Source organism: Thalassospira sp. ABL2_045, assembly GCF_056161285.1.
The window spans coordinates 16,148-34,535 of record NZ_JBSWYV010000011.1; the positions used below are offsets into that span (position 1 = coordinate 16,148).

The 18,388-nt window shown below is 56.6% G+C and carries 13 protein-coding genes; 7 read left to right on the top strand and 6 right to left on the bottom strand.

Annotated features, from left to right (window positions below; genetic code table 11):
• Positions 1-208: 208 nt before the first annotated feature.
• From prfB to ACXAIA_RS15240, 3 genes are all read right to left on the bottom strand, one after another.
• A protein-coding gene (gene prfB / locus ACXAIA_RS15230) for a peptide chain release factor 2 (RefSeq protein ID WP_475350075.1) occupies positions 209-1,337 on the bottom strand; the annotation gives its coding sequence in 2 pieces (ribosomal slippage) (positions 209-1,267 and positions 1,269-1,337; 1,128 coding nt in all).
• Positions 1,338-1,508: 171 nt separating this feature from the next.
• The gene (locus ACXAIA_RS15235) at positions 1,509-3,932 is read right to left on the bottom strand and encodes a penicillin-binding protein 1A (protein WP_475350076.1); all 2,424 of its coding nucleotides are present in this window, start codon (positions 3,930-3,932) and stop codon (positions 1,509-1,511) included.
• A 266-nt stretch (positions 3,933-4,198) separates the two neighbouring features.
• Positions 4,199-5,452: an N-acetylmuramoyl-L-alanine amidase gene (locus ACXAIA_RS15240; protein ID WP_475350077.1), complete on the bottom strand. Its 1,254-nt coding sequence runs from the start codon at positions 5,450-5,452 to the stop codon at positions 4,199-4,201.
• Positions 5,453-6,134: 682 nt separating this feature from the next.
• Here ACXAIA_RS15240 and ACXAIA_RS15245 point away from each other — a divergent pair.
• Positions 6,135-9,152, top strand: coding sequence for an Rne/Rng family ribonuclease (locus tag ACXAIA_RS15245; RefSeq protein ID WP_475350078.1), 3,018 nt, complete (start codon positions 6,135-6,137; stop codon positions 9,150-9,152).
• A gap of 73 nt (positions 9,153-9,225) precedes the next feature.
• Here ACXAIA_RS15245 and ACXAIA_RS15250 read toward each other — a convergent pair whose 3' ends face one another.
• Together ACXAIA_RS15250 and ACXAIA_RS15255 are read right to left on the bottom strand one after the other, a co-directional pair.
• Positions 9,226-10,377, bottom strand: coding sequence for a pyridoxal phosphate-dependent aminotransferase (locus ACXAIA_RS15250; RefSeq protein WP_475350079.1), 1,152 nt, complete (start codon positions 10,375-10,377; stop codon positions 9,226-9,228).
• Positions 10,378-10,447: 70 nt separating this feature from the next.
• Positions 10,448-11,836 carry a gamma-glutamyltransferase gene (locus ACXAIA_RS15255; protein WP_475350080.1) on the bottom strand — a complete coding sequence of 463 codons (1,389 nt, stop codon included), beginning with the start codon at positions 11,834-11,836 and terminating at the stop codon, positions 10,448-10,450.
• Here ACXAIA_RS15255 and ACXAIA_RS15260 point away from each other — a divergent pair.
• The 3 genes from ACXAIA_RS15260 to ACXAIA_RS15270 all read left to right on the top strand — a co-directional run bounded on the left by ACXAIA_RS15260 (position 11,781) and on the right by ACXAIA_RS15270 (position 14,710).
• A complete protein-coding gene (locus ACXAIA_RS15260) occupies positions 11,781-13,178 on the top strand; it encodes a M48 family metalloprotease (RefSeq protein ID WP_475350081.1) in 1,398 nt (465 codons plus the stop codon). The genes ACXAIA_RS15255 and ACXAIA_RS15260 overlap by 56 nt on opposite strands.
• A gap of 2 nt (positions 13,179-13,180) precedes the next feature.
• The gene (locus tag ACXAIA_RS15265; protein ID WP_475350082.1) at positions 13,181-13,861 is read left to right on the top strand and encodes a hypothetical protein; all 681 of its coding nucleotides are present in this window, start codon (positions 13,181-13,183) and stop codon (positions 13,859-13,861) included.
• Positions 13,862-13,948: 87 nt separating this feature from the next.
• On the top strand, positions 13,949-14,710 hold the full coding sequence (locus tag ACXAIA_RS15270; RefSeq protein WP_475350083.1) for a DsbA family protein: 762 nt from the start codon (positions 13,949-13,951) through the stop codon (positions 14,708-14,710).
• 135 nt (positions 14,711-14,845) lie between these two features.
• Here ACXAIA_RS15270 and thiS read toward each other — a convergent pair whose 3' ends face one another.
• Positions 14,846-15,841 (bottom strand): sulfur carrier protein ThiS, encoded by a 996-nt coding sequence (gene thiS / locus ACXAIA_RS15275; RefSeq protein WP_475350084.1) that lies wholly within the window; start codon positions 15,839-15,841, stop codon positions 14,846-14,848.
• A 268-nt stretch (positions 15,842-16,109) separates the two neighbouring features.
• On the opposite strand from thiS, the gene ACXAIA_RS15280 reads away from it, so the two are divergent.
• Genes ACXAIA_RS15280 through accC form a run of 3 tightly spaced genes read left to right on the top strand, consistent with a single transcriptional unit; the run spans position 16,110 to position 18,281 of the window.
• Positions 16,110-16,451 carry a type II 3-dehydroquinate dehydratase gene (locus ACXAIA_RS15280; protein WP_475350085.1) on the top strand — a complete coding sequence of 114 codons (342 nt, stop codon included), beginning with the start codon at positions 16,110-16,112 and terminating at the stop codon, positions 16,449-16,451.
• Positions 16,452-16,461: 10 nt separating this feature from the next.
• Entirely contained in the window at positions 16,462-16,914 is a 453-nt protein-coding gene (accB, locus tag ACXAIA_RS15285; RefSeq protein ID WP_475350086.1) for an acetyl-CoA carboxylase biotin carboxyl carrier protein, read from the top strand.
• Between the two features lie 17 nt (positions 16,915-16,931).
• Positions 16,932-18,281: an acetyl-CoA carboxylase biotin carboxylase subunit gene (gene accC, locus ACXAIA_RS15290; protein WP_475350087.1), complete on the top strand. Its 1,350-nt coding sequence runs from the start codon at positions 16,932-16,934 to the stop codon at positions 18,279-18,281.
• Positions 18,282-18,388 lie beyond the last annotated feature (107 nt).

The window sequence follows — 18,388 nt, forward strand, 5'->3', positions numbered from 1 at the left end:
CCAGTGCCCGTGCTGTGCCGGTGCTTTGTTGTTTTTGACAGGCCGCGCTTGACCTCACTGTTGCAAAGCTATCCGGCAATTCTGTGACAGAAATGGGATTTTTACAGACCTGGATCGTTTTTCTTGTCTTTTTGGCGTGTACAAAGAAAAACACCCCGCTGATATGCCAGCGGGGTGTTTGTAAAATCAGGCAGCTACCCGCAGGCAATCAATCGATATCTTCGATTTCACCGGCAGAACCCGTGACCTTTGCGGCAAGGGCGGCGGCCATGAAGGCATCAAGATCGCCGTTCAGAACGCCCTGGGTATCGGACGTTTCCGTTCCGGTACGCAGATCCTTGATCATCTGATAGGGCTGCAGGACGTAGGATCTGATCTGATGGCCCCAACCGATGTCGGTTTTGCTGTCTTCAACCGCTTGTGCCTCGGCTTCGCGTTTTTGCAGCTCTGCCTCATAAAGACGGGCTTTGAGCATCTTCATCGCCGTTTCACGGTTTTTATGCTGTGAACGGTCGTTCTGACACTGGGCAACAATACCGGTCGGAATATGGGTCATACGCACCGCAGAATCGGTTCTGTTAACGTGCTGACCACCGGCACCCGATGCACGATAGGTATCAATCCGGAGATCCTTATCCAGGATTTCGATTTCGATATCGTCATCAATCACCGGATACACCCAGACCGACGAGAAACTGGTATGGCGACGTGCGGAACTGTCATAGGGCGAAATACGCACCAGACGATGCACGCCGACTTCGTTCTTGAGCCAGCCATAGGCATTGTGACCGGTGATCTTGTAGGTCACCGATTTGATGCCGGCTTCCTCGCCGTCACTTTCTTCGAGCATCTCGAGCTTGTAACCCTTGGACTCTGCCCAACGGTAATACATGCGCGCCAGCATCGATGCCCAATCCTGCGCCTCGGTCCCGCCGGCACCGGCATGGATTTCAAGATAGGCGTCATTGGAATCGGCTTCGCCCGAAAGCAGGCTTTCAAGTTCGCGCTTTGCGGCGATTTCGCGGATCGAACGCAGGGCTTCTTCGCCCTCCTCGACCGTTTCTTCATCACCTTCTGCTTCGCCAAGCGCGATCAGTTCGACACTGTCTTCGAGTTCCTGGGCAAGCTTTTTATAACCATTGATGGCGTCATCAAGCTGGGTACGTTCACGCATGACTTTCTGCGCATTGGCCGCGTCATCCCAAAGGGTCGGGTCTTCGGCAAGTGCGTTCAGTTCGTCCAGGCGTCTAAGAGCGTTATCCCAGTCAAAGATGCCTCCTCAGCAGTGCCATCGACTGCTTGATTTCATCGACCAATGCCTGTGCTTCGGCGCGCATTGATGTCTCCGTTATTCGTCTGAAAATCTGTTTCGCCGCATGGATGATGCGGCAATATCGGCGTGGCTTATAACAGTTTTTGCCACACTTGAAACCCCCGCAAGCATGCAAAAACCCGGCGCGATTGATGCGCCGGGTTCATACGTTTTTCATGAGGGAAAACTGATAACTCTAATAGATACCACCCGGCCCTGCGACAGAGCCACCCCCGCTGTCGGATCCACCCGAACCGCTATAACCGCCATCAATGACATTGTCGTTTGACGCCGGGATGGTGCCGGGTTTGAAGGCCTCCCAGATCACGTCCTGATCGCCCGGGCGGGCCGGAAGACCGGTGCGCGCTTCTACACGCACCATGCGGATACCCGGCGGGGTTCGGAACGGAATGGCCTTGGTACCCGCAAGCGCACCGCGCATGAATTCCTTCCAGATCGGGGCTGCTGCACTTGCACCCTGTTCCTTGTCACCAAGGGATCGGTTGTCATCAAAGCCGACATAAACACCAACCGCCAAATCCGGCGAGAAGCCAACAAACCACGCATCGCGGGAATCATTGGTCGTTCCGGTTTTTCCCGCCAGCGGATAGCCAAGCTCTGCAATGCGGCGACCGGTCCCGCGCGTAATAACACCTTCCATGATGTGCACCATCTGGAAGGCGCTGGCCGGATCGGTCAGCTGTTCGCGGGTGTCAGGCAGGTCCGGCGGCATCTGATTACGAAATGCCACGTCCTGACATTGGGCGCATTCGCGCTCATCGCGGCGGTAAATGACATTGCCGCGACGGTCCTGAATGCGGTCAATCAGGGTCGGGGTGATTTTCTTGCCGCCATTGACCAGCTCGGCATAGGCCGCGGTCAGGCGCATCACGGTTGTTTCGGCCGCCCCCAGCGACATCGACAGAACATCGGGCATTTCATCAACAACGCCAAAGCGTTCGGCATAATCAACCACGGTCGGCATGCCGATGGTTTGCGCCAGACGCACCGTCATCAGGTTACGTGATTTTTCAATGCCAAGGCGCATGGTCGAAGGACCATAGAACTTGCCGCTATAGTTGCCCGGCTTCCACTTGCCAAGTCCCGGGCCCTGATCAATCACAAACGGCGCGTCAAGAACCAGTGTCGAGGGGGTAAAGCCCTGATCAAGGGCAGCGAGATAAACAAATGGCTTGAAGGCCGAACCCGGCTGACGGCGGGCCTGTGTCGCACGGTTGAATTTCGACAGGTCATGCGAAAAACCACCCGACATCGCCAAGACGCGTCCGGTATGCGGGTCCATCGCCACCAGACCACCGTTCACATTGGGGATCTGACGCAGGCCATAGGTATTGGGCGGCAGCTGTTCACCATCCAGCTCGGCAAAATGTTTGACGTAAATGACATCCCCCGGCGAAAGAACATCTGATGGGCGGTTCACCACCGCCCCCAATGTCTGGCCCTTTTGCCACGGGCGTGCCCATGTCAGGAAGCGCAGCGGAATGCGGCCCTGCTCACCATTCATCAGGCCAAGTTTTGCTTCATTGGCATCGGTATCAAGCACCACTGCCCGATCCCACGGGATGTCGGCCGGTGTTTCAACTTCGCGCAGGGTCTGCTGCCAGTTCCCGGAAAGATCAATATTGGTGATCGGACCGCGCCATCCGTGACGACGGTCATATTCGACCAGGCCGTCAAACAGGGCCTTGTCAGCGATATCCTGCAAATTGGGCACCACGGTGGAGCGCACCGAAAGGCCACCGTCATACAGCATGCCTTCGCCGTAACGGTCGACAAGCTGGCGACGGACTTCCTCGGCAAAGAAGTCGGCCTGATAGGTATCAACCGATTCACGGGTTTTGCCTTCAAGCGGGGATGCCCAAGCGGCCTGTGCTTCGGCCTCGGTAATGTATTTTTCTTCCAGCATCCGGCCAATCACCCAGTTCCGGCGTGCCTTGGCGTCGTCATGGTTCCGGACCGGATGATAGTTCGAGGGTGCCTTTGGCAGGGCGGCAAGGTAGGCCGCCTCTTCGACATCGAGCTCATCAAGCGACTTGTCGAAATAGCGCAAGGCGGCAGCAGCCACACCATAGCTGCCACTGCCGAGGTAAATCTCGTTTAAGTAAAGCTCAAGGATGTGTTCCTTGGAAAAGGCGCGTTCGATGCGGAAGGACAGAATGGCTTCCTTGATCTTGCGCTCATAGGACACTTCGTTGGTCAGAAGGAAGTTCTTGGCGACCTGCTGGGTAATGGTGGATGCGCCGACCGGGCGTTTGCCCGTGCCCAAATTGACCACGTTGGTGACAGCCGCGCGCAGGACAGAGGCAAAATCGATCCCCGGATGGGAGAAGAAATTTTTATCCTCGGCCGCGACAAAGGCGTCGATGACTTTATGCGGAATGGCCGAAATCGGCACAAAAACGCGCTTTTCGCGGGCATATTCGGCAATCAGCGCCCCGTCAGATGCATGCACACGTGTCATGACCTCGGGCTCGTAATTTTCAAGCTGGGTGTAATCGGGAAGTCCCTGACCAAAATGCCAGAAGATCGCCAGCATACCGGCACCGCCCGCAACCGCCATCAAGAACAGAAAGCCGAAAATACTAAGTAAAATGCGCATGTAAGCAGGTCTTTTTCATTTTGTTGGCCTGATCCGATCAGGGGCATATTCATGCACTCTTATCGGAAATGCAATGTCCCGGCAGACATTTCGCCCGTCTGTGCCGAAAACCCGGATTTGCCCGCATTATAGCGGCAAAATAATGACGAGGTTGTGACAGCCGCCACGCCCGGCGGGTTTTATTCCGCAAACAGCGCACAACCACCATCAATCAACGCCCCAAAGGCCGGATTGATCCCGAAGGCCGCAATCGCGCCGCCCAGCTTTTAAAACTTGTGCTTCTCGAAATAGATATCAATTGCCCGCATGACGGCCTCGGCAATCTTTTTGCGATGGGCGGGGCTTTGCAGCAGCTTGGCATCCGTCGCGTTCGAAAGATATCCCATTTCAAACAGGGCGGACGGGATATCGGGCGCCTTGAGAACCGCAAACCCGGCAAAGCGATGGGTGCGGCGCTGCAGCTCGATGCTTTGGGCCAGTTGGGTAACCATGTTGGCCGCCAGGGTCGCCGACAGGTTCATGGTTTCACGCTGGGCCAGATCGATCAGGATGCTTTGCACCAATGTGTTTTCATCGGAAAGATCAATCCCGGCAATGACGTCGGCCTTGTTTTCCTTCGATGCCAGGGCGGCGGCCTCTTTGTCCGATGCGTTTTCAGACAGGGTATAGACCGACGCGCCGCGATGTTTGGGGTTGGCAATCGAGTCTGCATGCAGGGAAATAAACAGGTCCGCGCCATTCTTGCGCGCGATTTCGACGCGCTGACGCAATTTCAGGAACACGTCCTTGTCACGTGTCAGCAGCACGCGATAACGCCCCGATGCCGTCAGGGTTTCAGCCAATTGGCGCGCCGCGGCAAGGGTCAGGTCCTTTTCATAGACATTGCCAACACCGATCGCGCCCGGATCAACCCCACCATGCCCGGCATCGATGGCGATCAAGGGTTTTTCATCACCGCCACGGCCAGACTTCACAGCGACATCGACACTTTGCTCGGTGGCACTGGTGTCATTACGGCTGCGCGCGGAATAGGCTTCCATGCTTTGGCGCGATGCCGTCAGGAACGCATCACGGCCTGTCGGTTTCAGGTCAACCACCAGACGGTTGGGTTTGCCACCCCCAGGCGGGAGTGAGAAAATCTTCGACACCAGAGACGGCTGCGCAACATCAAGAACCACACGGAACGTGCCCGGTTTAAACAGACCATAGCGCAGACCGGAAATCAGCCCGCCGCCCGAGGTCACCTTGCCCGGTGGGGCGTTCCAGTCGATTTCGGGCATATCAATGATGATGCGGTATGGGTCAGGCAGCAGGAAATAGGTGAAATCGACATCCTGATCGAGATCGATCACAAAACGCGTGTAATCAGGATAAACACCCAGACGCGCACCAAGCACCTTGGCCGGTTCGGCGGATGCGGCAGACGTCATCATCTGCGACGTGAACAGCAGCGCAAACAGCACCATCACCGTTTTGGCGATCTTGGTAAAGATTGACCGCGACGGGGCGTTTTTCGTCATGGAGTGTGAAAGTGCCTGCTGTGAAATCATCTGTCGTTTCGGCGCCTGTTACCCTGCAAGAGCATCTATAAACCGCTTATAGCAACGCGTTGGTTAACGGGCAATTGACCAAAGCCGGAACTTGTCGGTCCCCGTCATCAACTTTGCGCGACGGCAAGGCAAATTGATCACCGGATAAAAACAGTGTCTTTTCATATATTTGCCCGAAATTAATCGCCCTGCGCAAAATCACGCGGATTTCGTTGTGTTTTTGAACAGGTCTGTCAGAAAGTCGTCACATCCAGCAACAAAACTGTTTGTAGCAAACGCATAAAAGGGATATGTTGCACCCGAGATTCCTAATAGCTTTGTGGTAAGCAACCAAAATGCCACCAAGCTGAGGACGCGACGAGTGCAGTTCTTACGGTCGGTGTCTCGGTGACGCGGCAATTCCCGCTCCCGATAGAGCCCTCCTCAAAAAGGCTGTCTTGGCGCGCTCGAAAAGACACGCAATCTAATTCTTTTGTTTCAACACCAAAACCAGGTCCAACCGGAAGAGCAGCCGACACGCGATGACCCAGATACATACAGGACATATCGCGACCTTTATGGGCGGCGCCTCCGGACACGCCGGTTTGTTTGCATATCAGCGCAATTGCGCCCATAGCATTGAACTGGCGGGGCCCATAGGAACAGGTTCCGAATGGTCAAACGCATGCTTATCGATGCAACGCACGCGGAAGAAAGCCGCGTCGTTGTTATTAATGGAAATCGCCTAGAAGAATACGACGTCGAAACATCGACGAAAAAACAGATCAAGGGTAATATCTATCTCGCCAAAGTCACGCGGGTAGAACCGTCGCTTCAGGCGGCCTTCGTTGACTATGGCGGAAACCGTCACGGTTTCCTTGCCTTTAGCGAAATCCACTCCGACTATTATCAAATTCCGGTTGCTGACCGCGAAGCGATTGCGCAGGGCAATGCCCAAGGCAACACGCAGGTCAAGGACGCCGAAATCGTCGAAGACAATATCGGCGACGGCGAAGACAGCCCGAAAAAAGAAAAGAAACCGTCACGTTCCCGTTCGCGCCGCAAACCGCGCGCCAAGGACAAGGACGAAACCTCCGACACGCCAGAAGTAGAAACCACGGATGCAGACGCATCGACCGATGCCGCTGCCCCGGCTGATGCGGCATCCGAGAACACCGGTTCCGGTGACGAAGAAGACGCCAAGCCGCGTCGCCGTCGCCCGCGCAACCGTCGCAAGAAAAGCGACGAGGTCGAAGCAGCCGGTTCGGATGCAGATGCAGGCACCTCTTCCGAAGGCAACGACGACAGTGGTTCAAACGGTGATGACACGCCAACCGGCGGAAATGCTGCAATGGCCGCCGAAGTCGCCGAGCTGGACGTTGATGTCGACACCGATACCGAAGTCACCGCCCTTGATACCAATGCCGATGTCGAAGAAGACATCGAAGACCTTGGTGGCGATGACAGTGACGAGTTCGTCGAATCGCACAGCCGTCAGCTTCAGAAGCGCTACAAAATTCAGGAAGTCATCAAACGCCGCCAGATCATTCTGGTTCAGGTCGTCAAGGAAGAGCGCGGCAACAAGGGTGCAGCCCTGTCGACCTTCCTGTCGCTGGCCGGTCGTTATTGCGTTCTGATGCCAAACACCCCGCGTGGTGGTGGCATTTCGCGCAAGATCACCAATGCCAAGGACCGCAAGCGCCTGAAATCCATTCTGGCTGAGCTTGAGATTCCCGATGGCATGGCAGTTATCGTTCGTACGGCCGGTGCCGAACGGACCAAGGCCGAAATCAAGCGTGACTTTGATTACCTGATGCGTCTGTGGGATCGTATCCGCGAAACCACCCTTCAGAGCCAGGCACCGTGCCTGATTTACGAAGAAGCCGATCTGATCAAACGTTCCATCCGTGACCTTTACGCACGTGATGTTGATGAAGTTCTGGTCGAAGGTGACGAAGGTTACCGCGTTGCCAAAGACTTCATGAAGATGCTGATGCCGTCGCATGCCAAGCGTGTGCAGCCCTATAAGGATCAGGGCGTGCCGCTGTTCCACCGTTTCCAGGTGGAAAGCCAGCTTGATGCGATGCTCAACCCGGTCGTACAGCTTAAATCCGGTGGTTATCTTGTCATCAACCCGACCGAGGCACTGGTCGCGGTTGACGTGAACTCCGGCCGTTCGACCCGTGAACGCAACATCGAAGAAACCGCTTACAAGACCAACCTTGAAGCGGCCGAAGAACTGGCACGCCAGCTGCGCCTGCGTGACCTTGCCGGTCTGATCGTTGTCGACTTTATCGACATGGAAGACCACCGCAACCAGGCATCCGTCGAACGCAAGCTCAAAGAAGCAATGCGCAACGACCGTGCCCGCCTGCAGATCGGTCGCATCAGCCCGTTTGGCCTGCTTGAAATGTCGCGTCAGCGCCTGCGTCCGTCGCTGGTCGAAAGCGCGTTTGAAGTTTGCACCCACTGCCGTGGTGTCGGCCTTGTCCGTTCGATCGAAAGTGCAGCCCTGCATCTGCTGCGCGTCATCGAGGAAGAAGGCATGCGCCGCCGTTCCGGCGCGCTGACCGTCCATGTTGCCAGTGAAGTTGCGCTTTATGTCCTGAACCGCAAGCGTGACTCGCTTGGCGAGATCGAAAGCCGTTATGGCTTCAGCGTCATGATCTTTGGTGATGACAGCCTGATTTCGCCAGATCACCGCATCGAACGCACCCGTGCGAAAAAGGGTGACGAAGCCGACGATGCCGCACCGGTTCTCAATACCGACAGTGTCTCGTTGACCGCGATTGAAAATCCGGTTGATACGGATGACGAAGACGACACGGAACGTAACGAAGATGACGATCAGAGCGGCAAGCGCCGTCGTCGCCGTCGTCGCCGCCGTGGCCGCAACGATGACCGCGATGATCGCAACAATGATCAGCAGCAGGATGCATCGGGCGACAGCGAGGATGCGTCTGACAACAATGATCGCAATAACAACAATGACGACGATGATGATGACAGCAACCGCAAACGCCGCCGTCGCGGCAAGCGTGGTGGTCGCCGTCGTTCGCGCCGTCAGGACTTTGACGGCAACCGTACCCGTTCGCCCGCAGATGATCCGGCCCTGACGGCAGCACGCCGCAACCGCGATCACGAAGCACCGGACGGCACGGATGAAGACACCGTGATCGATGCCGACAGCGAAGGTCAGGATGCCGATAGCTTCGATCAGGAGGGTGTTCGTGCGGGTCGTTCGCGTAGCACGACTGCCCCGGCCCCGGCCCGTCCGCGCCGTGATCGCAATGACAACCGCCGCAATCGTCGCGACCGTAACAACCGCCCGAACAATCGTGACGGCGACAATGACGGCAGCAACGAGCGCGATGTGAAGAACATCCCGATCCAGTCTGGTCCGGTCCCGGAAGCACCGTCGGAAGCACCGAGCGAAGCCAAACCGGAAGCAGCAAGCGCACCGGCCCCTGCCCCGGCAGAAGTCAGTGCCCCGGCACCGAAACCGGAAGCGGCGAAGGAAGATGCTCCGAAGGCAGAGGCCCCGGTAGAAAAACCGGCAGAGCCGAAAGCAGCTGAACCGGCCAAAGCCGAGAATGCCGAACCGGCACCGGAAGCAGCACCTGCGCCCGAGCCGGCAAAGGATGAAAAGCCGAAGCCGAAAAAACGCGGCTGGTGGAGCCTTGGTCGTTAAGGCCGGCCAACAGATCAAACAAAAAAGGGCTGCCCATCGGGCAGCCCTTTTTCTTTGGCGATCTTTTGAAAGATCAGCGTTTCCAGTTCTGAAGCGCCTTGACCGCACCTGTCATGGTTTCTTCGCTATGCGCGAATGAGAAGCGGACATAACCCTTGCCGCGCAGACGGTCGAAATCAGTGCCCGGCGTGGTCGCAACACCGGTTTCTTCGAGCATCTGTTTACAGAAAGCTTCGCTGTCAGTGGTCAGTTCGCGAACATCGGCATAAAGGTAAAACGCGCCATCGGCCGGGGCGAATTTGGTGAAGCCCGCCTTTGGCAGCCCATCAAGCAGGATTTCACGATTGCGCGCATAGGCCGCGATATTGGCTTGCAGTTCGTCTTCGCAATCGAACGCGGCCACTGCGGCCAGCTGCGACAATGCCGGGGCAGAGATAAATAGGTTCTGTTGCAGGCATTCGACCGCACGCATCAGATCGGGCGGCACAATCGCCCAGCCCAGACGCCAGCCGGTCATGGAAAAGTATTTCGAGAAGCTGTTGATGATGATCGCTTCATCGCCGAATTCAAGGGCAGTACATTCGGCAACATCACCAAATGAAATGCCCTGATAGATCTCGTCACTGATCAGGCGAATGCCATTGTCGCGGCAATAGGTCGCCAACTCACGATAGGTTTCAACATCGATCATGCTGCCCGCCGGGTTGGACGGGCTGGCAACGATCAGGCCATCGACCGGCTCATCAAGATCACGCAGCATCTGTACGGTCGGCTGATAATGGGTTTCCGGCCCCGCCGGCAGGTTGACTGTATCAATGCCAAGCGCGCTTAGAATGTTGTGATAGGCCGGATAACCGGGTGCTGCCATGGCAACACGGTCGCCCGCATCAAACGCGGCCAGAAACGCCAGCACAAAGATTGAGGACGACCCACTGGCGACACAGACGCGCGCCGGATCGACCGAGACACCAAATTTGGTTTTATAGTGCCCGGCAATGGCTTCGCGCAGTGGATCAATGCCCATGGCGTTGGTATAGCCGATCAGATCGCTCTCAAGTGCCTTGGCCGCGGCTTCGCGCACCTTGCGCGGTGCTGGGGTTCCTGGCTGACCGACTTCGAGGTGATAGACAGCCTTGCCTTCGGTTTCGCGCGCATTGGCCGCGCGCATGACGTCCATCACGATAAAGGGCGAAATTGCGCCGCGAAGGGATTGTTTCAATGCCATTTGTGGGGTCCTGACATGGGTTCAAGAACAACAGGGCAGGTTGTCCCCTGCCCTGTTTGGTGGTCTTTGATTAGCGGGTCCCGGCCATGCCGCCGCCTGCCGGATCGGCAAGGAACTGGCAGCTTTCCGGATGGGGTGGCGTACCTTCAAGGCACTTGATCACATTGACCGAAGACGCCCCGTCAGAATTAAGCGCCACACCGGATGCGGCACCGCTGCCAATCAGGTCTTCGGCCATGGTGGCGATCTGTTTGGTCGCCCCGGCTGGCGTGCCTGTCCCGGCGATACCGTAATAATATTCCCAAACAAACGGGTTCACCATCAGAGCCGGCCCCATCAGCGGTGTCGAGACCATGGCGGCATCGCCCGCTGCAAGGTTAAGGCCAAAGGCATCCGCACCAAGCCCGGCGCCAAACGGCGTGTTCATGGTGGTGACACAGGCAACCGCATTGGCCGCACGGTCAACGACAACAAAGCCACTGCGTCCGGCTTTGGCTTGTGCAGCCTCCGTCCCCGACGCGATATCCGCCAGATAGCGGTTGAGGATATCGGCAAGGTCGCTGCCCCCAGCAATCACGGACGCACCGGAATCAGATCGCGGCGGATAGGCAAGGTAAAGGGTTTCATTGCCCACCTTGACCTCGGCCGCGGTTTTCCATTGCGGGCGATAGCTGCGCATGTCTTCGGCAGTAAGCGTACCACCGGCGGCCGTCACGGCATTGGCGATATCCGCACCCAATGCGCCGTTATAAAACTCGCCCGGTCCCTTGACGCGAAGCGAGGTCAGAAGGGCTGCCAGGTTAACCGCGCGAATGCGATCGCCGACCTCAAGCATTTTGCCATCTGGCATGAAGGTCGCGCGCAGCGCCGGGCTGGCTTCGATCCGGGCACGGTTTGCCTCGATATCCTTGACCAGCGAGCGCGAAACCGGCACGCCAAGGCGGGCATATTGCTCAGCCGCACTGATCAAAGAGCCCCACTGCAAACGGCCGTAACGCGCGCTTAGCGCATAAAGGCCGCGCGGCACGGTCGGAATGGTGGTTGCGGTCTGATCGGAACCGGTCCGGGTGCCTGGGCGCGGCCAGAAATCAAGAACTTCGACCTTTTGCGTCGCGCGGTCATGCACAACACAAACACCGCCCCCGCCGATACCGGCAACCGAGGGCTTGGTCACGGTCATGGTGGCATAAAGCGCCACCGCCGCGTCCGCCGCCGTCCCGCCAGCCGACAAAACATCGCGCGCATTGCGCACCGCGCGCGGCTCATCGGCGACGACGCCGCCGAAATAGCCAGCGACTGCCCCTATTTGACCAATATTTTCTGTTTCATTAGCACTACATGCAGCAAGACCGGCAGTCATTGCGATTGCGAACGCGATCCGCCATGATGGCTTGCGCGTCGGCATGGAACCGACATCAGTCGAACGAAAATATGGAACGCACATTTTGCTCAGACGCATTATTACTCTCACTGCCATTTTCCTTGTTGCCCTGCCTAGCACGGTTTTCGCGCAGGGTCGTTCTTTTATCCGCGATACAGAGATCGAAGAAACCCTCCGGATGTATGCCACGCCCATTTTCAGGGCGGCGGGCCTCGATCCGAATGGCGTGTCAGTTTATATCGTTTCCGACAACAGCTTGAACGCATTTGTTGCCGGGGGCCAAAAGCTTTTTATCAATACTGGGCTGTTGTTAAAAGCAGAGACTCCCGAACAGGTTATCGGCGTCATGGCCCACGAGACCGGTCATATATCGGGCGGCCACCTTTCGCGTGTTCATGACCAGCTGCGCAACGCGTCTGCGATCTCCATTCTGTCCACCATTGCCGGGGTTGCCGCAGGTGTTGCCGCGGGCCGGTCTGACGTTGGTACCGCCGCCATTCTCGGTGGTCAGAACGTTGCGACCCGTAACTTCCTTGCCTATTCCCGAACCCAGGAAAGCAGTGCCGACCAGGCCGGCGTGAAGTATCTGACAGAGGCTGGTATTTCAGCACGCGGCATGATGGAATTCATGGAGACGCTTGAAGGTCAGGAATTGCTGAGCACCGCTAGCCAGGACCCGTATCTGCGAAGCCACCCGCTCACTGTCGAGCGTGTCGATTTTCTTGAGAATTATGTGGCCAACTCGCCGCTTAAGGATGCCAAGGTCAGCCCGGAACTTTATGAACGCCATGCCCGCATGCGCGCCAAGCTGTTTGCCTTTACCAACCATATCCAGAATACGATGCGCACCTACCCGGAAAGCGATACCAGCATTCCGGCACGCTATGCCCGTTCCATCGCCTATTATCGCGATTCCCAGCTTGATCCGGCTCTTGAGATCATCGAAGGCCTGATCGCCGAGGAACCGTCGAACGCCTATTTCGAGGAATTGAAAGGCCAGATTCTTCTGGAATTCGGCCGTGCGCGCGAAGCCATCCCGCCGCTGCAAAATTCCGCAGAACTGTCCAATGGCGCGCCGCTGATCCGGCTGCTGCTGGCCCATGCGATGATTGAAACCGGCGATGAACAATATCTTGCCCCGGCCAAGGAGAACCTGATTGGCGCGTTGTCACGGGAACGTGGCAACGCGTCCGCATGGCGTTTCCGCGCGATTGTCGAAAACCGGCTTGGCAATGAGGGCGAAGCGTCCCTGTCCCAAGCTGAATACAGCCTTTTGACCGGTGATAGGCAGGCCGCAAGCTATCACGCGGTTCAGGCGGACCGGAAACTTGAAAAAGGAACGGCTGCGTGGCTTCGGGCGCAAGATATCCTGCAGGCCACCAATCCTGATGGCGTGCCAAGCAAGGATAAACCCAATTGAGGATGCAGGTCGCTCTGCGAGCACTTTTGCATCCGGTCTGGACTCTCTCAAAAGTACGACGTGCTGCGTCTTTGATGATTGTCATCGGATCCCTGGGGTTGGCGGGCTGCACCCTGCCCGATGCGGGTGTGGATGTCAGTGGTGATCTGAAGCTGCTTTATGCGCCGTTTTCGCTCAGCAATCCGCCGCGCTATTGGCAGGTTCACCAAGCACAAGACACCACACCAGCCCCGCTTGGCTGGGAAGACAAGGACGGGCGCATTGCCCTTGCCGCCCGCCCGGGCATAGGCGCCTTTGAAATCGGGCGCCGGACAAATGTGATTGTGCTGGCCTCGCCATTCCTGTCGTTTGACTGGCAGTTCAACAGTGCCGCTCAGGTCGGCGATGTGGAACTGGTTCTTGGCTTTCGGCGCCAGGATCAAGGAAGCTGGACGGAAAGCGATCTTGGGTCGGGCAAACCCACAATGGATCAGGAAGTGCGGATTGCGATTGGGCAATATTCGGTGCGCTACGGCGAATGGCAGCGCGAATATTTCGACCTGGCAACGCTTTATCGCCGCTATTGGCCTGAAACGGCTGCCGATGAAGTTCGGCTTGTCTGGATCGGGCTTGTTTCAGGCAAGGATCACGTCGCTAGCGAGAACAGTGTCACACATCTAACGCATATTTTACTTTCCCGTTAGCAGCCTGATCACGTATCAAAAACCATCACATGTAATCAGGGTCAGGACCAAGACGTCATCGACTGACCAAAGACAAAAGGACGCCCTATGACTTCCCAGATCGCAAAGCGCTTTCTTGCCGGTACGGCACTTGGTTTTGGCATGCTGCTTGGGTCGCAGGCCGCAATGGCGCAGGATGCGCTCAGCACCGATCAGAAAGCTGAAATCGAAGGCGTTATCGAACAGTACCTGCTTGAAAATCCGGATGTTCTTTTGCGCGCCATTCAGAACGTTCAGACCTGGCAAGCATCCGAACAAGCCCGCCAGCAGGCAGAAGCGATCACACCGGTCTGGGATGCACTGGTTGCCGACAGTTCCGTTCCGTCCGTTGGCCCGCTTGATGCACCGGTGACCGTGATCGAGTTTTTCGATTATCACTGCGGGTACTGCAAGCGCGCCTTTGATGGCGTGAAGGAAATTGCAGAAAATAGTGATGGCAAGGTACGCACCATCTTTGTTGAATTCCCGATCCTGCGCGAAGAAAGCGGCCTTGCCGCGCGTGCCGCACTGGCCGCTGCCAAGCAAGACAAATACATGGCGGTGCACGAAGCCTTTATGAGCAGCCGTGGCGTTCTTGACCAGAACACGATCAATGATTTGGCCGCCGGTGCGGGTGTTGATGTCGACCAGATGTTGGCCGACATGAAATCACCGGAAATCAGCGGCATGTTGGCACAGTATTCCTCGATGGCGCGTGCGGTTGGTATTTCCGGCACCCCGGCCTTCCTCATCAATGGCACCATGGTCTCGGGTGCGGATATGGACCGCGTCAACGCACTTGTCGATGCGGGCCTGAAGGACGCATCCTGATCCGGGAAGCCTGTTGACCCTCAAGCTGCCTACATCTGCAGTTTGATGGTTTCGACATCTCAACAAAACACAAAAAGGGCCGTTTCATTTTCGAAACGGCCCTTTTGCATTGCGGGTTTTGGCAAGTGATAGTGCCTAGATGATCCCGGCCAGAGGCGAGGACGGATCAGCGTATTTCTTTCTCGGCATGCGGCCAGCCAGGAACGATTCACGTCCGGCAATGATCGCGTGTTTCATCGCACGCGCCATGCGGATCGGGTCCTTTGCCCCGGCAATGGCTGTATTCATCAAGACACCATCACAGCCGAGCTCCATGGCCACCGCCGCATCCGATGCGCTGCCAACCCCGGCATCGACCAGAACAGGCACGTTGGCGTTTTCCTTGATCAGCGCGATATTGACCGGGTTCAAAATCCCCATGCCTGATCCGATGAGCGAGCCCAGCGGCATGATCGCGCAGCAACCCATGTCTTCAAGCATCTTGGCCTGAATGGGATCATCACTGCAGTAGACCATGACATCAAAGCCATCCTTGATGAGTGCTTCGGCGGCGACAAGCGTTTCAGGCATATTGGGATAAAGCGTCGCCTGATCGCCCAGCACTTCAAGCTTCACCAGGTTCCAGCCACCGGCTTCGCGCGCAAGACGGAGCGTGCGCACCGCATCATCGGCGGTAAAGCAGCCCGCCGTATTGGGCAGATAGGTGTATTTTTTCGGATCGACATAATCGACCAGCATCGGCTGGTTCGGGTCGGTCAGGTTCACACGGCGCACGGCAACGGTGACGATTTCGGCCCCGGATGCCTCAATCGCGATTTTGGTTTCTTCGAAATCCTTGTATTTGCCGGTCCCGACCAGCAGACGCGATGAGAATTTCTTGCCCGCAACGACAAAGCCGTCATCTTCGGCCGTCGCCAGATTAGCTTCCTGCGAACCGCCACCGATGAAGTGAACGATTTCAAGTTTGTCGCCATCCGCAAGCGGGGTTTCGCCATACGCCGTCTTGGGAACGATTTCCAGATTACGTTCGACTGCGACCTTGGTCTGGGCGATTCCAAGTTCGCCAAGAAGGTCGGCAACGTTTCCGGCATTTTCGATTGTGCGGTCTTCACCGTTGATCGTCAGACGCATCTTTTTGCTTCATCCCTGTGGTATCAAAATCTTCACAATTGCCGCGCAGTATGCGCAGCACCTTTGCCTGAGGCAAGCCGTGTTACGCGGCTTTTTGGGTTTGGTCGCATTGGCAGCCGGATTGAGCCGAGATTTGCCATGCAGGCCAAGCATCAAGGCAGCGTTGCAAAGGCCACTGCAAAGTTGCGTCAGACTTTAGTCGTGTTATAAACGCAACTCCAAATGTTGGGCATGCAGATCGCTGCTGCTGCGCGGTTCGGACGTTTACGTGACGATCGACAAACATCGCGGGCAGACAAGCGACGGATGCCTCGAAACAAGAATGGAAGTGAACGGGTTGACTGGTTTTAGGCAAAACCGACAAGAAGACTCTGGCATTCTTGGTAATGCTAAGGCATATACGCACACATCGGTTGCGATCCTTGAAGCTTTCGCCGCATCGACCATGGCGAAATTCGGGATTCATCTGTCCAACATTCAAAAGCGGAATGCATTCAGACACGATCCATACGTCTCGAAAGCTTTACACGGCATGATCTATGGCTTTGGCTCCCGGAGCAACAAGAACGCCCTGGATGCCATGCGCGGATTGATCCACACACCATCATAAAGATATCGAAATGAGCAAGTTCAACATCGACAATGACGCCATTCGCCAGCTCGCAGAGCTGCTGGACGACACCAATCTGACCGAAATTGAAGTTGCCGCAGGTGACAACCGTATTCGTGTCGCCCGTCAGGGCACCATGGTTGCTGCTGCTCCGGCGGCTGCCCCGGCTGCGGCACCCGCTGCTGCTGCGGCGCTGCCCCCTGCCGCACCGGCAGATGCAGGTTCCCATCCGGGTGCTGTCAAATCGCCGATGGTCGGCGTTGTTTACTTCGCCCCGGAACCGGGTGCAGCACCGTTCATCTCGGTTGGCGCATCGGTTTCCGAAGGCCAGACCCTGATGCTGATTGAGGCAATGAAAACCTTCAACCCGATCCGCGCCCCGAAATCGGGCAAGGTCACCCAGATTATCGCGACCGACGGCCACCCGGTCGAATATGACGAGCCGCTGGTCATTATTGAATAAGTCGGGGTATCAACCGCATGTTCGACAAAATCCTGATTGCCAACCGTGGTGAGATCGCGCTTCGTATCCAGCGCGCCTGCCGCGAAATGGGCATCAAAACTGTCGCGGTGCATTCCACTGCTGATGCAGACGCCATGCATGTGCGTCTGGCCGACGAATCGGTCTGCATCGGCCCGGCAGCATCCAAAGACAGCTATCTGAATATTCCGGCCATCCTTTCGGCTGCTGAAATCACCGGGGCCGAGGCCATCCATCCGGGATACGGCTTCCTGTCGGAAAGTGCTGATTTCGCGTCCATGGTCGAAGAGCACGGCTTTGCCTTCATCGGCCCGACGCCGGAACATATCCGCACCATGGGTGACAAGATCACGGCAAAACAGACGGCCGAAAAGCTTGGCATTCCGTGTGTTCCGGGATCTGATGGTGAAATCACCACCGTTGACGAAGCCCGCAAATGCGCCAAGGAGATCGGTTATCCGGTCCTGATCAAGGCATCTGGCGGCGGCGGCGGTCGTGGCATGAAAGTGGTCGATCGCGAAGAAGATCTTTCCGAAGCATTTTCCATGACCCGCAAGGAAGCATTGCAGAACTTTGGCAATGCCGCCGTTTACATGGAAAAGTACCTTGGCAAACCGCGCCATATCGAGTTGCAGGTCATTGGCGACATGCATGGCAACGCCGTTCACCTGTTTGAACGCGATTGTTCCTTGCAGCGTCGTCACCAGAAGGTGCTTGAAGAAGCCCCGTCTCCGACCCTGACAGCAGAAGAACGCGAACGGATCGGCTCCACGGTTGCCAATGCCATGATCGGCATGGGTTATCGCAATGCCGGCACGATCGAGTTCCTGTATGAGAATGGCGAGTTCTATTTCATTGAAATGAACACCCGCCTGCAGGTGGAACACCCGGTTACGGAAATGATTTCCGGTGTTGACCTTGTGCGTGAACAGATCCGTGTTGCGGCTGGTCTTGAGCTGTCATTCAAGCAGGAAGACCTTGAAATTCATGGTCACGCCATTGAATGCCGTATCAATGCCGAAGACCCGGAAACCTTTGTTCCGTCACCGGGCAAGATCAAGGAATATCATGCGCCGGGCGGTCTGGGCGTGCGTGTCGATAGCGGCATCTATGCCGGTTATTCGATCCCGCCCTATTATGACAGCATGATCGCAAAGCTGATTGTTCATGGTCGTGACCGTGAAGAATGTATGATGCGCCTGCGCCGTGCACTGGCGGAATATGCGATTGGCGGCATCAAAACCACCATCCCGCTGCATCAGACACTTCTTGCCAACCCGGACATCCAGAAAGGGGATTATGACATCCACTGGCTGGAAAAGTTCATGGGCATGAAAAAAACGCTGTAATCAGCGCTGAAATCAATTTCAAACGGGAACCTTCGGGTTCCCGTTTTTTTATCTGCGATCCACATCAAACTGTTAATCAGGCTTCCCTATAATCGGTGATGGGTTCA

Bases quoted from the DNA above. Each gene is read 5' to 3' on its own strand.
- ACXAIA_RS15235 (WP_475350076.1), bottom strand. From the start codon at position 3,932: ATGCGCATTTTACTTAGTATTTTCGGCTTTCTGTTCTTGATGGCGGTT.
- ACXAIA_RS15240 (WP_475350077.1), bottom strand. From the start codon at position 5,452: ATGACGAAAAACGCCCCGTCGCGGTCAATCTTTACCAAGATCGCCAAA.
- ACXAIA_RS15245 (WP_475350078.1), top strand. From the start codon at position 6,135: ATGGTCAAACGCATGCTTATCGATGCAACGCACGCGGAAGAAAGCCGC.
- thiS (WP_475350084.1), bottom strand. From the start codon at position 15,841: ATGCGTCTGACGATCAACGGTGAAGACCGCACAATCGAAAATGCCGGA.
- ACXAIA_RS15250 (WP_475350079.1), bottom strand. From the start codon at position 10,377: ATGGCATTGAAACAATCCCTTCGCGGCGCAATTTCGCCCTTTATCGTG.
- accC (WP_475350087.1), top strand. From the start codon at position 16,932: ATGTTCGACAAAATCCTGATTGCCAACCGTGGTGAGATCGCGCTTCGT.
- ACXAIA_RS15265 (WP_475350082.1), top strand. From the start codon at position 13,181: ATGCAGGTCGCTCTGCGAGCACTTTTGCATCCGGTCTGGACTCTCTCA.
- ACXAIA_RS15260 (WP_475350081.1), top strand. From the start codon at position 11,781: ATGGAACCGACATCAGTCGAACGAAAATATGGAACGCACATTTTGCTC.
- ACXAIA_RS15255 (WP_475350080.1), bottom strand. From the start codon at position 11,836: ATGCGTCTGAGCAAAATGTGCGTTCCATATTTTCGTTCGACTGATGTC.
- ACXAIA_RS15270 (WP_475350083.1), top strand. From the start codon at position 13,949: ATGACTTCCCAGATCGCAAAGCGCTTTCTTGCCGGTACGGCACTTGGT.
- accB (WP_475350086.1), top strand. From the start codon at position 16,462: ATGAGCAAGTTCAACATCGACAATGACGCCATTCGCCAGCTCGCAGAG.